The sequence below is a fragment of the Streptomyces sp. CO7 genome (genome assembly GCF_053474865.1).
Map to the genome: position 1 here is coordinate 109,397 of NZ_JBRIOU010000010.1, position 13,134 is coordinate 122,530.

General features: G+C 72.6%; 11 protein-coding genes and 1 tRNA gene. 8 read left to right on the forward strand and 4 right to left on the reverse strand.

The genetic code is table 11. The features are described 5' to 3' along the window. The first annotated feature begins 129 nt into the window (after positions 1-129). The 3 genes from ACOV8S_RS28775 to ACOV8S_RS28785 all read left to right on the forward strand — a co-directional run bounded on the left by ACOV8S_RS28775 (position 130) and on the right by ACOV8S_RS28785 (position 3,166). Entirely contained in the window at positions 130-1,335 is a 1,206-nt protein-coding gene (locus ACOV8S_RS28775; RefSeq protein WP_448321426.1) for a DNA polymerase III subunit delta', read from the forward strand. 18 nt (positions 1,336-1,353) lie between these two features. After that, positions 1,354-2,994, forward strand: a complete 1,641-nt coding sequence (locus ACOV8S_RS28780; protein WP_448321474.1) for an alpha/beta hydrolase — start codon at positions 1,354-1,356, stop codon at positions 2,992-2,994. A gap of 98 nt (positions 2,995-3,092) precedes the next feature. Continuing rightward, positions 3,093-3,166: transfer RNA gene (locus ACOV8S_RS28785), tRNA-Thr, on the forward strand. A 74-nt stretch (positions 3,167-3,240) separates the two neighbouring features. On the opposite strand, the gene ACOV8S_RS28790 is transcribed toward ACOV8S_RS28785, so the two are convergent. Continuing rightward, positions 3,241-4,917 carry a bifunctional 3'-5' exonuclease/DNA polymerase gene (locus tag ACOV8S_RS28790; RefSeq protein WP_448321427.1) on the reverse strand — a complete coding sequence of 559 codons (1,677 nt, stop codon included), beginning with the start codon at positions 4,915-4,917 and terminating at the stop codon, positions 3,241-3,243. 98 nt (positions 4,918-5,015) lie between these two features. Between ACOV8S_RS28790 and ACOV8S_RS28795 the strand changes: the two genes are divergently transcribed. Then, positions 5,016-6,299 carry a DUF2786 domain-containing protein gene (locus ACOV8S_RS28795; RefSeq protein ID WP_448321428.1) on the forward strand — a complete coding sequence of 428 codons (1,284 nt, stop codon included), beginning with the start codon at positions 5,016-5,018 and terminating at the stop codon, positions 6,297-6,299. A 282-nt stretch (positions 6,300-6,581) separates the two neighbouring features. After that, positions 6,582-6,896 carry a DUF397 domain-containing protein gene (locus tag ACOV8S_RS28800; RefSeq protein ID WP_448321429.1) on the forward strand — a complete coding sequence of 105 codons (315 nt, stop codon included), beginning with the start codon at positions 6,582-6,584 and terminating at the stop codon, positions 6,894-6,896. A gap of 50 nt (positions 6,897-6,946) precedes the next feature. Here the strand turns inward: ACOV8S_RS28800 and ACOV8S_RS28805 are convergent, their stop codons facing one another. Next, positions 6,947-7,453: an ATP-binding protein gene (locus tag ACOV8S_RS28805; RefSeq protein WP_448321430.1), complete on the reverse strand. Its 507-nt coding sequence runs from the start codon at positions 7,451-7,453 to the stop codon at positions 6,947-6,949. Positions 7,454-7,793: 340 nt separating this feature from the next. Between ACOV8S_RS28805 and ACOV8S_RS28810 the strand changes: the two genes are divergently transcribed. Together ACOV8S_RS28810 and ACOV8S_RS28815 are read left to right on the forward strand one after the other, a co-directional pair. Then, a complete protein-coding gene (locus tag ACOV8S_RS28810) occupies positions 7,794-8,651 on the forward strand; it encodes a helix-turn-helix domain-containing protein (protein WP_351113587.1) in 858 nt (285 codons plus the stop codon). 178 nt (positions 8,652-8,829) lie between these two features. Then, on the forward strand, positions 8,830-10,047 hold the full coding sequence (locus ACOV8S_RS28815; protein ID WP_448321431.1) for a DedA family protein: 1,218 nt from the start codon (positions 8,830-8,832) through the stop codon (positions 10,045-10,047). A 44-nt stretch (positions 10,048-10,091) separates the two neighbouring features. Here ACOV8S_RS28815 and ACOV8S_RS28820 read toward each other — a convergent pair whose 3' ends face one another. After that, positions 10,092-11,759: a threonine/serine ThrE exporter family protein gene (locus ACOV8S_RS28820; protein WP_448321432.1), complete on the reverse strand. Its 1,668-nt coding sequence runs from the start codon at positions 11,757-11,759 to the stop codon at positions 10,092-10,094. A gap of 131 nt (positions 11,760-11,890) precedes the next feature. Then, complete coding sequence (locus ACOV8S_RS28825; RefSeq protein WP_351113718.1) at positions 11,891-12,382, reverse strand: inorganic diphosphatase; 492 nt, start codon at positions 12,380-12,382, stop codon at positions 11,891-11,893. 144 nt (positions 12,383-12,526) lie between these two features. On the opposite strand from ACOV8S_RS28825, the gene ACOV8S_RS28830 reads away from it, so the two are divergent. Then, positions 12,527-13,134: D-alanyl-D-alanine carboxypeptidase (locus ACOV8S_RS28830; protein WP_448321433.1), on the forward strand; the 608-nt coding region annotated here is incomplete at its 3' end.

Here is a 13,134-nt window from a genome sequence, read left to right on the forward strand (position 1 = left end):
CCATTGTGCGGGTCGGCTAGGACAGCCGTTGCCCGGGCGGTGGGGCCGGCCCCACCGCCCGGGCAACGGCTGTCCTAGCCGACCCGCACAATGGAGGCGGCGGTACGACGTGAACGAAAGGCGGTGCCCGTGGCGGTATGGGACGACCTGGTGGGCCAGGAGCGGGTCATCGCCGAACTGGACGCCGCGGCGCGCGACGCCGACGCGCTGGTCACGGCCGCCAACGAAGGCGCTGCGGCCCCTGCCGCGTCGAAGATGACGCACGCCTGGCTGTTCACCGGCCCGCCCGGCGCGGGACGGGAGGCGGCGGCCCGCGCCTTCGCCGCCGCGCTCCAGTGCGTCAGCCCCGACCGCGCCCTCGGCGGCGCACCCGGCTGCGGCTTCTGCGACGGCTGCCACACGGCCCTGATCGGCACCCACGCCGACGTCTCCACCGTCGTCGCGACCGGCGCGCAGATCCTGGTCGACGACATGCGCGACACCGTCCGCAAGTCGTACACCGCCCCGGCGGGCGGCCGCTGGCAGGTGATCCTCGTCGAGGACGCCGAGCGGCTCAACGAGAAGTCGGCCAACGCCGTCCTCAAGGCGGTCGAGGAGCCGGCCTCGCGCACCGTCTGGATGCTCTGCGCGCCGTCCGTGGACGACGTGCTGCCCACCATCCGTTCCCGCTGCCGGCTGCTGACCCTGCGCACCCCGCCGGTCGAGGCCGTCGCCGACCTGCTGATCCGCCGCGACGGCATCGAGCCGGGCACCGCCCACGCGGTGGCCCGCGCCACCCAGGGCCACGTCGACCGTGCCCGGAGGCTGGCCGTGGACCCGGCGGCCCGCGAGCGCCGGGCCGCCGTGCTCAAGCTGCCGCTGCGGGTGGGCGACGTGGGCGGGGCCCTGCGGGCCGCGCAGGAGCTGGTGGACGCGGCGGCCGCCGACGCCAAGGCACTGGCAGAGGAGCTGGACGTCAAGGAGACCGAGGAACTCAAGGCGGCGCTCGGCGCGGCCCAGGGTGGCAGGCTCCCCCGGGGCACGGCCGGGGTGATGAAGGACCTCGAGGACAAGCAGAAGCGCCGCCGCACCCGCACCCAGCGCGACAGCCTGGACCTGGCGCTGACCGACCTGACCAACTTCTACCGCGACGTCCTCGCCCTGCAGCTCGGCACACGGGTGGCGCTCGCCAACGCGGACGCCGAGGACGCGCTGCAGCGGCTGGCCCGCTCCGGGCCCCCCGAGTCGACGCTGCGCCGGATCGAGGCGATCGGCGCCTGCGGCGAGGCACTGGACCGCAACGTGCCGCCGCTGCTGGCCGTCGAGGCCATGACCATGGCGCTGCGTGACGGTTAGCCCGTGCGGGCGACATCCATGGCACAGGGCGTGAGCGTGGCTGCGGAGAGTTACCGTGGCCGGGTGGAGATCAGCCGCAGCCCTCGTTCCGTGTCCCGTCCGTGGCGGGCCGCGCGCCTGGCCGGAGCGGTCGTCACCGCCTCGGCGCTCCTGCTGACGGCGTGCGCCGCGAAGCAGGGGCAGTCGGGTGACCCGGGCACCCGCCCGGCGCTCGCCGCCCTCCCCGTGGAGGTGGCGCCGCAGCTGGCCCGCTTCTACGAGCAGAAGCCCTCCTGGCGTTCCTGCGGCGCGCCCGGGTTCCAGTGCGCGACGGTGCGCGCGCCGCTCGACTACGCGCGGCCGGAGACCGGCGAGGTGCGGCTCGCGGTGTCGCGGACCAAGGCCACGGGGCCGGGCCGCCGGCTGGGTTCGCTGTTAGTCAATCCCGGTGGCCCGGGCGGCTCCGCCGTCGACTACCTGCAGGGCTACGCGGCGCTGGGCTACCCCGCCGAGGTCCGGGCCCGGTACGACATGGTCGCCGTCGACCCGCGCGGGGTGGCCCGCAGCGAACCGGTCGAATGCCTCGACGGGCCGCACATGGACACCTACACCGGCACCGACTTCACCCCGGACGAGGGCGCCGAGGCGGACTCGCTGGTGGACGCGTTCAAGACCTTCGCGGAGGGCTGTGGCGGCCGTTCCGCGAAGCTGCTGCGCCATGTCTCCACGGTGGAGACGGCCCGCGACATGGACGTGGTGCGGGCGGTGCTCGGCGACAAGGAGCTGCACTACGTCGGGGCCTCGTACGGCACCTTCCTGGGCGCCACGTACGCCGGGCTGTTCCCGTCGCGGGTGGGCCGCCTGGTGCTGGACGGTGCGATGGACCCGTCGCTGCCGGCCCGTCGGCTGAACCTGGACCAGACGGCCGGCTTCGAGACGGCCTTCCAGGCGTTCGCCCGGGACTGCGTGCGGCAGTCGGACTGTCCGATCGGCGGCCGGAAGTCCACCCCTGCCGGGGTGGGGCGCGAGCTCAAGGCGTTCTTCGAAGAGCTGGACGCCGAGCCGCTGAAGGCCGAGGACCCGGACGGGCGCGAGCTGACGGAGTCGCTGGCCACCATCGGCGTGATCGCCGCCATGTACGACGAGGGTGCCTGGCCCCAGCTCCGCGAGGCGCTCGACTCCGCGCGGCGGCACAAGGACGGCACCCAGCTGCTGGCGCTCTCCGACAGCTACTACGAGCGGGACTCCGAGGGCCGGTACTCCAACCTGATGTTCGCCAACAGCGCGGTGAACTGCCTGGACCTGCCCGCGGCGTTCTCCTCGCCGGAGGAGGTGCGCGCGTCGCTGCGGGACTTCGAGAAGGCCTCGCCGGTCTTCGGCGAGACCATGGCATGGTCCGCGCTGAACTGCGCCTACTGGCCCGTCGCCCCCACCGGCGAGGCCCGGCGCATCGAGGCCGAGGGCGCCGCCCCGATCCTGGTGGTCGGCACCACCCGTGACCCCGCCACCCCGTACGTCTGGGCCGAGGCCCTGGCCAGTCAGCTCTCCTCCGGCCGGCTCCTGACCCACGACGGTGACGGCCACACCGCCTACGGCCGCGGCAGCGACTGCGTCGACGCGGCGGTCGACGCCTATCTGCTCCGCGGCACGGTCCCCCCGGAGGGGAAGCGCTGCCTCTGACCTCATGGAACGCCCCGTCGATCGCCGGTTCGGAGCACCCCGGGAAACTGTGTAGACTTACCGTCGTCGCCGGTCGCACCATGGTGCGGGCAGCACGTGCCGCTTTAGCTCAGATGGCCAGAGCAACGCACTCGTAATGCGTAGGTCTCGGGTTCGAATCCCGAAAGCGGCTCAGTGAAACCCCAGCTCGGACCCGGTCCGTGCTGGGGTTTTCCCGTTCCTGGGGCCCGCTCCACGACGGCTCCGTCACTTCGCGTCCGCGTAGCACTCCACCACCGCCGTGGTGAACGGGAAGCGGACCGGGGTGTCGCCGAAGGTGAGGCGGGCGGCCTCCTCGGAGCTCTCCCGGATGGCGGCCGTGACCCGCTCCGCCTCCTCGGCGGGGCAGTGCACGATCACCTCGTCGTGCTGGAAGAACACCAGTTCCGCCGCCAGCCCGTCCAGGCGGCGGCGGAGAGCCGCCAGCAGCAGGAACGTCCAGTCGGCGGCGCTGCCCTGGACGACGAAGTTGCGGGCGAACCGGCCGCGGGCGCGGGTCGTCGCCGTGGAACGGCTGGGACCGGGCTCGTCGTCGTCCTCGGCCGCGAGCGGGATGCCCGCCTCCTCCGCCTCCTCCTGACCGCCGACGGGCGGGCAGGTGCGGCCCAGCCAGGTGCGCACCAGGCGCCCCTCCTCGCCGGCGCGGGCGGCCTCGTCGACGTGGGCGACCGCGCGGGGGAAGCGACGGCGCAGGGCGGCCAGGTTCTTCAGGCCGTCGCCGGACGTCTGGCCGTAGATGGCGCCGAGCACGGCGATCTTGGCGCGGTCCCGGTCGCCGGCGAAGGCCCGCTCGGAGACCGCCTGGTAGAGGTCGCTCTCACGGCCCGCGACCTTCATGAAGGCCGGGTCGCGGGAGATCGCGGCCAGGACCCGCGGCTCCATCTGGTCGGCGTCGGCGACCACCAGCCGCCAGCCGGGGTCGGCGATCACGGCCTGCCGGATCACCTTGGGGATCTGCAGCGCCCCACCGCCGTGGGTGACCCAGCGGCCGGTCACCGTGCCCGCGGGCAGGAACTCCGGGCGGAACCTGCCGTCGTGCACCCAGTCCTGGAGCCACGACCAGCCGTGGGCCACCCAGATCCGGTACAGCCGCTTGTACTCCAGCAGCGGCGGTACGGCCGGGTGGTCGAGTTTCGCGAGCTCCCAGCGGCGGGTGGAGCGGACCCGGATGCCGGCCTGGGCGAACGCCTTCACCACGTCGGCCGGCAGGTCGGGCCGCACCCGGCGGCCGAACGCCGTGGAGACCTCGTCCGCCAGCTCGGCCAGTCGCCGTGGCTCGCCGGCGCCCGGATAGCGCTCGCCGAGCAGGTCCCGGAGCACCTTCCGGTGCACGTCGGCCCGCCAGGGCAGGCCGGTGCGGTTCATCTCGGCGGCCACCAGGGTGCCGGCGGACTCCGCGGCCAGCAGCAGGGCCATCCGGTCCGGGTGGGCGGTGGCGGCCAGCCGGCGCCGCTGTTCGGCGTAGACGGCGAGCAGGTCGGCGAGCGGCACGTCCACGGGGGCGGCGGCCTCGAACAACGGGTCCTGCGCCGACGGGTCCGCGCTCCGCGCCGGCGGGTCCGGCGGCACCGGGCCGCCGCGCAGCCGGCCCAGCGCGGCCGCGGCGTTCCGTGGCTCGCCGCTCCTGCCCTCGTGACCGAGGAGCAGGGTCTCGGCGTCCTCCACGTCGTGACAGCGCTCGACCCGCACTCCGGCGGACAGCAGGCGCGGGTAGATCTCGGCGGTCGAGCGCCACACCCAGCGGGCGACATCCGGCCGCGAACGCACGGCCTCGGCGAGGTCGGGCTCGCGGCGCACCGGGCCGCAGGGCAGGTCGTCGGGGCCGAGGGGGACGACATCGACGCCGCCGCCCTCGACGGGTGCGAGAGCCCACCGGCCGGTCATGCGGTCGAGTCTGCCAGGCGGGTACGACACCACCGCATGTTGTCCACAGCCTGTGGACAACTTTCCCGCACCCCGGGTTCCCGTGTCAGGATCACCGCGTGAGCACCACCGAGCCCGGCACCGTCGAGCGTGCCTTCGCCGCCGCCCTCTACGCCGACACCGACACGGCCCTCGACGCGGGCGCGTCCCTGCTGGCCGCCGACCCGGGGGCGGACACCGAGCTGTCCCGCCGGGGGCGCGAGCTGACGGCCGCCCTCTGGAGGCGGGGCTGGCAGCCCGCGGACGTGGTCCGGATGGTCCGGCGTGAGCTGGAGGAGGTCCACGTCCAGCTGGTCTGCGACCTGATTCTCGCCGAAGCCGGTGCCTCGGAGGAATCCGGCGAGGACTCCCGCGACGGCTCCGGCGAGAACTCCGGTGCGGACTCCCGCCACGGCTCCCGGTCCGGTGCGCAGGCCAGGGGGCGTCGCTGGGCGGCCCAGCTCGCCGAGCTGACGCCCGCACCGCCCTACCGGGAAGACCGTTTCACCCGGGCCACGGTTGTACTCGAGCTCTACCGCCTCCTGCTGAGGCTGCCCGCCCTGGAACCGGTCGTGGAACCCAGGCCGCGGCCGGCCGCGGGAGAGGCGGGGCGCGCCGAGCCCGCCTCCCGCATGCTGGGCCGGATCCGGGCGCTGCTCGCCAAGGCCGAGGCGACCGGCTACCCGGAGGAGGCCGAGGCACTGACCGCCAAGGCGCAGGAGCTCATGGCCCGGCACAGCATCGACGAGGCGCTGCTCGCCCCGGACGGCGTCCCGGGCTCCGACGGGCCGGCCCCGGGCGGGCCAGGGGCGTGCCGGATCGGGGTGGAGCCGCCGTACGAACAGGCCAAGGCGGTGCTGCTGGACGCTGTGGCGCGGGCCAACAACTGTCAGGCGGTGTGGAACGAGGCGTTCTGCTTCAGCACGGTGGTCGGCCACGAGGCGGACCTCGAGGTGGTCGAGCTGCTGTACACCTCCCTCCTGGTGCAGGCGACCGGTGCGATGACCAAGGCGGAGGCCGCGCTGCGCAAGGGGGGCGGAAAGGGCGGCGGCCGACGGCGGACCAAGACCTTCCGGCAGTCCTTCCTGGCCGCGTACGCCCATCGGATGGGCGCCCGGCTGGCCGAGGCCGCGGAGCACGAGATCGCGGAGGCGAAGGCGGAGGCCGGGCAGGCCCTGCTGCCCGTGCTCGCCTCCCGTGAGGCGGCGGTACGGGACGAGACCGACCGGCTCTTCCCGCACACGAGAACGACCCGGTTGCGCGGGGTCAGCGACGAGGAGGGGTGGATACAGGGCCGGGACGCCGCCGACCGGGCCCGGATGGGCCGTCGTCCCGGGCTCCCCGGCCGCGGCGACCGCGGATGAGTCCCGTACCGTGCGCGCGGAACCGCTGTACCGCGGGAGGAAGTCCTTTGCATGCGGGGAGGGTTGTCGGGCACACGAGCAGAAAACGGGGAGAGACGGAAGGGGTGCCGGGTTCCGTCGCCCGCCCGCTGTAACCGCGGGAACACCCCGCGTGCACGTGCATCTGCACCATGCATCCGCCAGTGCATCCGCACCTGCGTATGCACATGAACGTGGCTATGATCCAAAGCAGTTGACCACGCACCGCGGCCCCACGGCCGGTGCATCACCGGGGAGCTACCTGTGGATCACGACGTGTACGACGGGTACGACCTTGACGAGGCGTCAGGATGTCCGTCGCGTCCGGCCATGCCGGGCCCGACGCGGGTGCACAACGGCATGGCGGCCACCCGTCTCGAGGGTGTCGCGTGGCAGAAGAGCCGGCACAGCAACTCGCAGGGCTCGTGCGTGGAGTTCGCACGCCTGCCCGGCGGTGAGGTGGCCGTCCGCAACTCCCGCTTCCCGGACGGGCCCGCGCTCGTCTACACGCGCGCCGAGATAGAGGCGATGCTCCTCGGGGTCAAGGACGGCGAGTTCGACCACCTGATAGTCGGCTGAGCCCACCGTCGCCGGCCTTACCGTCGCCGGTTCTACCGGCGTCGGCCCGCTCAGCCGGCCGAGGGCAGCCTGAAGAGCGCCCAGACGACCTTGCCGTCCAGGGCACCGGTGACCGGGTGCCACCCCCACCCGTCGCTGAAGGACTCGACGAGGAAGAGTCCCCGACCGGACTCCGCGTCGCAGTCGTCGTCGACGTCCGGGTCGCGGGGGTCGGGGGACTCGCGGCTGGGATCGCGTACCGCGCACACCAGCCGCTCGGACCAGCGCATCAGGTGCAGCCGTACCGGAGGGTCCTGCTCGGGGTCGCGCGCGGTGTCGGCGGGCAGGGCGTGACGGAGGGCGTTGGTGACGAGTTCGGACACCACCAGACAGACGTCGTCGAAGCGATCCCCTATGTCCCACTGGCCGAGAGTTCCGCGGGTGAACTGGCGGGCTTCGCGTACCGCGTCGTAGCGGGCGGGCAGGGCGCAGGTCGCGGCGTTGGAGACGGTCGCGGGGTCCATCGGCGGCAGGCCCTGCCGTAGCGGCTCGAGCATGGTCGATCCATTCGTCCCCATGCGAGGCACTCCCGGGATTCGCGGTCGCGGCGATATGGCGGTGGTGCGAGGCCCATGGTTTCGGATGAGACCAGCAGATGCAAGGGCAGATGCACGTGCACGCGTCTGAAATACGCTGCGCCGTACCGTTTCTTGGTCATTTTTTCCGCCATCCGCCCGTTGGTTTCCGGTCGCGAGGAGCGTGCGGGAGGGTTCAGTTTCGGCCTCGGGGCAGGCAGGATCCCGCCTGGAGGGGTTCCACACCGGCCACCGAGTTCTCCTTTCCGTAACCGGATGAGTACAGCTCGGAGTGATTTGGTGGCAGACTTTGCCAGGGGCACGGCCGGGGAGGGTGGCTGACATGAGCGCGGGAGAGTCGGGATCGGTGGTGCGGAGGATGCTGCTCGGAGCGCATCTGAGGCGGCTTCGGGAGGCTCGCGGGATCACGCGGGAGGCGGCCGGCTACTCGATCCGGGCGTCCGAATCGAAGATCAGCCGTATGGAGTTGGGGCGGGTGAGCTTCAAGGCCCGTGATGTGGAAGACCTGTTGACGCTGTACGGGGTCGACGACGAGGCGGAACGGGGGGCGCTGCTCTCGCTGGTCAAGGAGGCCAACACCGCCGGGTGGTGGCACAGCTACACCGACGTCCTGCCGCACTGGTTCCCCACCTACGTGGGGCTGGAGGGCGCCGCCTCGGTGATCCGCGGGTACGAGGTGCAGTTCGTCCACGGCCTGCTGCAGACCGAGGACTACGCCCACGCCGTCGTCTCGCGGGGCCTGGCCCATTCGCCGGCCGAGGTGGACCGCCGGGTGGCCCTGCGGCTGGAGCGCCAGAAGTACCTGGTGTCCGAGCACGCCCCGCAGTTCCACATAGTCCTCGACGAGGCGGCGCTGCGGAGGCCCTACGGTGGCCGGGACGTGATGCGTGGCCAGTTGCAGCACCTCATCGAGGTGTCCGAGTGGCCCAACGTGCGGCTCCAGGTCATGCCCTTCGGGTTCGGCGGGCACGCCGGCGAGAGCGGCGCCTTCACCATCCTGAGCTTCCCCGAGTCCGACCTCTCCGACGTGGTCTATCTGGAGCAGCTGACCAGCGCCCTCTACCTGGACAAGCGCGAGGACGTCGTCCAGTACGAGCGGGCGATGCGGGAGCTCCTCGGGGACAGCCCCGGTCCGGAGGAGAGCCGGGACATCCTGCGAGGGCTCCTCCAGCTGTCCTGAGGGCCCGCGAGGGGAGCATGAACGGCCGGAGTGTGTGAGGGGGCAGGGCCGGGCGGATGAGCCCGGTCCTTGTGCGCCCTGGTGGAACCCGGGGTACCGGTAGGGCGTTGGTAGCTTTGTGCGGTAGTCCGAAAACCGCGCCGTCTTCCCTCCCCTCACCCCACAGGAGCCCGGAACCGTGACGACCCTTGCCCTGGGACCGAGCTGGCTGGATCCCGACTACCTGCTGAACACTTTCGGCATCGTGGGTCTGCTGCTCATCGTCTTCGCCGAGTCCGGGCTCTTCTTCGGATTCTTCCTGCCGGGCGATTCACTGCTCTTCACGACCGGCATGCTGATCACCTCCGGCACGCTCGACTTCCCCCTCTGGGGCGCCATCGCGCTGATCTGCCTCGCCGCGATCCTGGGCGACCAGGTGGGCTACATGTTCGGCAAGAAGGTCGGTCCTTCGCTCTTCAGCCGGCCGGACTCCCGCTTCTTCAAGCAGGAGAACGTCGTCAAGGCCCACGATTTCTTCGAGAAGTACGGTCCGAAGTCACTGGTCCTGGCCCGCTTCGTGCCCATCGTGCGCACCTTCACGCCGATCATCGCCGGCGTCAGCGGCATGCGGTACCGGTCCTTCCTGACGTTCAACGTCATCGGCGGCATCCTGTGGGGCGCGGGCGTCACGCTGCTCGGCTCCTGGCTGGGCCGGATCGACTTCGTGGAGAAGAACATCGAGGCGATCCTGATCCTGATCGTCCTGATCTCCGTGCTGCCGATCGTGTTCGAGCTGCTCAAGGCGCGCGGGAAGAAGGGCAAGGACGGGCAGGACGGCGACGGCGAGGGCACCGGGACCGACGGGACGTCGCAGGACGGCCGCTACCCGATGATGGACGACGCGACCCGCCCGCTCCTCCTCCGCCCCGAGCAGGGCGGACAGCAGCAGCCGCACCACCACCAGCAGTCGCACCACCAGCAGCCCCAGCAGCAGTCCCACCAGCACCCGCAGCAGCACGCCCCGCAGCAGCCGTACGGGCAGCAGGGCTACGGGCAGGCAGGGTACGAGCAGCAGGGTTACGGTCAGCAGCAGGGCTACGACCAGCAGGGTTACGGTCAGCAGCAGGGCTACGGTCAGGGCGGCCAGTACGGCCGACCCCAGCAGCACGGCGCCCCGCAGCAGCCGCAGCAGCAGGGACACGACGGGTACGGCGGGCAGCAGCAGTACGGATCCCAGCCGCAGCAGCCCTACGATGGTGCGCCCTCGCAGCAGCCGTACGGCCAGGGCGGCTACGGGCAGCAGCACCAGCAGCAGAACCAGCACCCCCACCAGCAGCCCTACGGCGGGGAGCAGCCGCCCCGGCAGCCCTACCCCCCGCAGGGCGGCGACGGCCACCCTCAGCGCCCCCGGCGCTGACCCGCGGCGGCGCGACGGTAGATCGGCGGTGAGGCGGACCAGGGTCAGAAGCCCCTGGTCCGCTTCGCCGCCTTCCTGCGTTCCGCGGCCTCTCCCGGGAGGCGGAGGAACAGCCGGGAGACCTCCGAGCCGAGGTTCACCCCGATGGCGATGGCGATGGCCAGCGCGGCGGCCTGGCTCAGCGAGGCCGCCCCTCGGTCGATGTTGTTCTGCGCGAACCCCAGCAGACCGAAGTAGGTCGACGAACCGGGCAGCAGCGGGCCGATCGCCGCCGTGGTGTACGGCAGTGCCGAGGCGAAGCGGTAACGGGAGAGCAGCTGGCCGAAGAGCCCCACCAGGCCCGCGGCCACGGCCGTGGACGCGACGGGGGAGAGGCCGCCCGCGTAGTGCATCGCGCCGTACACCACCCAGGCGACGCCGCCGTTCAGCGTCACCAGCAGCACCGTCGACCGCTCCTGCTGCAGCAGCACCGCGAAGGTCAGCGACAGCAGCATGGAGGCGAAGATCTGCACCACCGGGCGTTCGACGATCGCCAGCGACGCGTCCGGGTTCAGCTGCGCGCCGAGCTGCACCCCGAAGTACAGGATGATCAGCACTCCGGTGACGATGCCGACGAAGAAGTACATGACCTCCAGCAGGCGGGCGGAGGCCGTGATGTAGAAGCCGGTCAGTCCGTCCTGGACGCCCGCCACCAGGGCCCGCCCCGGCAGCAGCGCGAACAGCCCACCGGTGATCACCGCGGAGGCCCGCACGTCGGCGTGGGCGAGCGTGAGGGCCACGCCCATCGCGGCCGGGGGCATCGCCGCGACCACGAACTGGTAGAACTCCGGCAGCCCGCGGTCCGCGCAGAGCCAGGCCAGCCGGTCGCCGAGCATGGCGCCGACGGCCGCCGCCAGGAACACCAGCACCCCGCCGCCCACCAGCACGGAGGCCGCGCCGGCCAGCAGTCCCGCGGAGACGGTGAGCACCCAGGTCGGGTACGGGTGCCGGTTGCGCCGGATCTCGCCGAGCCGGTGGTAGGCCTCCTCCAGCGTGACCGGGCTGTCCTCGTCCGCGTCGCTCAGGTCGTCCACCAGGGCGAAGACCGCGGCCAGCCGGGTGTAGTCGGTGCCGCGGCGGCGCACCGTGCGCGAGGCGCTGACCGGCGGCTCGACCAGTGAGGGCTGGTAGGAGATGGAGACGAGGGTGAAGGTGACGTTGGGCTCCACGCGGTCCAGGCCGTAGGCCCGGCAGACCGCGAACATGGCGCCCTCGACGTCCTCCGAGCCCTCGCCGCCCGCCAGCAGCAGCTCGCCGATACGCAGGGCGAGGTCCATGACGCGGGGTACCGCGGGGCGGGTCTCGTCCTCCCCCCGGTGCACCACGTCGGGCGCCGGACGGTCCATGACCGGCATCCGGAGCATGGTGCGCATCCGGTCCTGCCAGGGCACGTCCCGGGTCAACCGGAGGGCGGGAATACCGGCCGCCGGGGTGAAGGCCGCGGGCGGCAGCGGGTGCTGACCGGTGGTGGAGGACGGCGGCCGGAACGCGGAACCCTCGGTGCGCTCGGACGGCGGGGGCTCCGGCGGCACCAGCCCCTGCGGGACGGCGAACTCCGAGGTGGTCGACGACTCGTTGTCCACCGGGGGCGGGGCCGCGACGACTCCCGGCGGAGGGGCGAAAGCGCTCCTCGCCTCGTCGCTCTGGGGCTTGCGGTCCTCCGCCTCGGTCACCCTTGCTCCCGGCAGTTCATGATCGGTGTGCCGCGTACCCAGGGTAGGCGGCCCTGAACGCGGCAGGGCCGCGCCACCCGTGCGGGATGACGCGGCCCGTGGCGCCCGCCCGGAACCGGGCGGGACGGCGGTCAGTGACCGCCCTGCTCCTTCAGTCGCGCGAAGGAGCGCTCGATCTCGGCCTCGGCCTCGGCGCGGCCGACCCAGTCGGCGCCCTCGACGGACTTGCCGGGCTCGAGGTCCTTGTAGACCTCGAAGAAGTGCTGGATCTCCAGGCGGTCGAACTCCGACACGTTCTGGATGTCGCGCAGGTGCTCCACGCGCGGGTCCGAGGCGGGGACGCACAGCAGCTTGTCGTCGCCGCCGGCCTCGTCCGTCATGCGGAACATGCCGATGGCGCGGCAGCGGATGAGGCAGCCGGGGAAGGTCGGCTCCTCGAGGATGACGAGGGCGTCCAGCGGGTCGCCGTCCTCGCCGAGGGTGTTCTCGACGAACCCGTAGTCGGCCGGGTACATCGTCGAGGTGAAGAGTCGCCGGTCCAGGCGAATACGACCGGTCTCGTGGTCCACCTCGTACTTGTTGCGCGAACCCTTCGGAATCTCGATCGTGACGTCGAACTCCACCGGTGGCTCCTCCATGATCAGCACATAGTTCTGGTGGTTAAGTGTCCCCTACGCAGGTGGGTGCTGGCGAAAGGGGTGGTCGTTGTGCCGGAGCCGGGGGAACAGCGGCGCGTGCGACCGTTGTTCGCGCGGGGTGCCCGAACGGTGGCGCGCTGGTCCGACCCGGTCGGGCGGTACACGGTCTGTGCCGCCGTCTCCGGGGCCCTGCTGGCCGCCGGGGTGGTGACGGCCGCCGGTCCCTGGGACTCCAGCGGTCAGCGTACGGCCGAGCGGGTCCACGCGGTGGCACTGGGGGGTGAACGCCCCGCATCCGTTTCCGTGGAGGCCGGCCGCGCCCGGGGCGCGGCCGCACAGGACGGATCCGTGGCGCGGCTCGACGCGGTGGCCGTGCTCGCCGGTCTGGGTGAGACGCCGGACGGTGAGAAGGCCGGTCACGCGGGCGCCGCGGCGGGCGCCCTGCCCACCAGGGCGGGCCTCGCGCGCGTGCTCGGCCCCCTGCTGGACGACCCCGCGCTGGGCTCCCGCGGGTCCGCAGCGGTGGTGGACGTGGCCACCGGGCGGACGCTCTTCGAGCGCGGCGGGGACACCGCGCTGCTCCCGGCCTCCACCACCAAGATCGCCACCGGTGTGGCCGCGCTCTCCGCCATGGGCCCCGACCACCGGTTCACCACGCGGACCGTGCTGCAGCCCCTGGCCTCCGGGGACCCCGAGAACCCCGAGAAGCGGAACGGGACGACGACGAAGGACAAGGG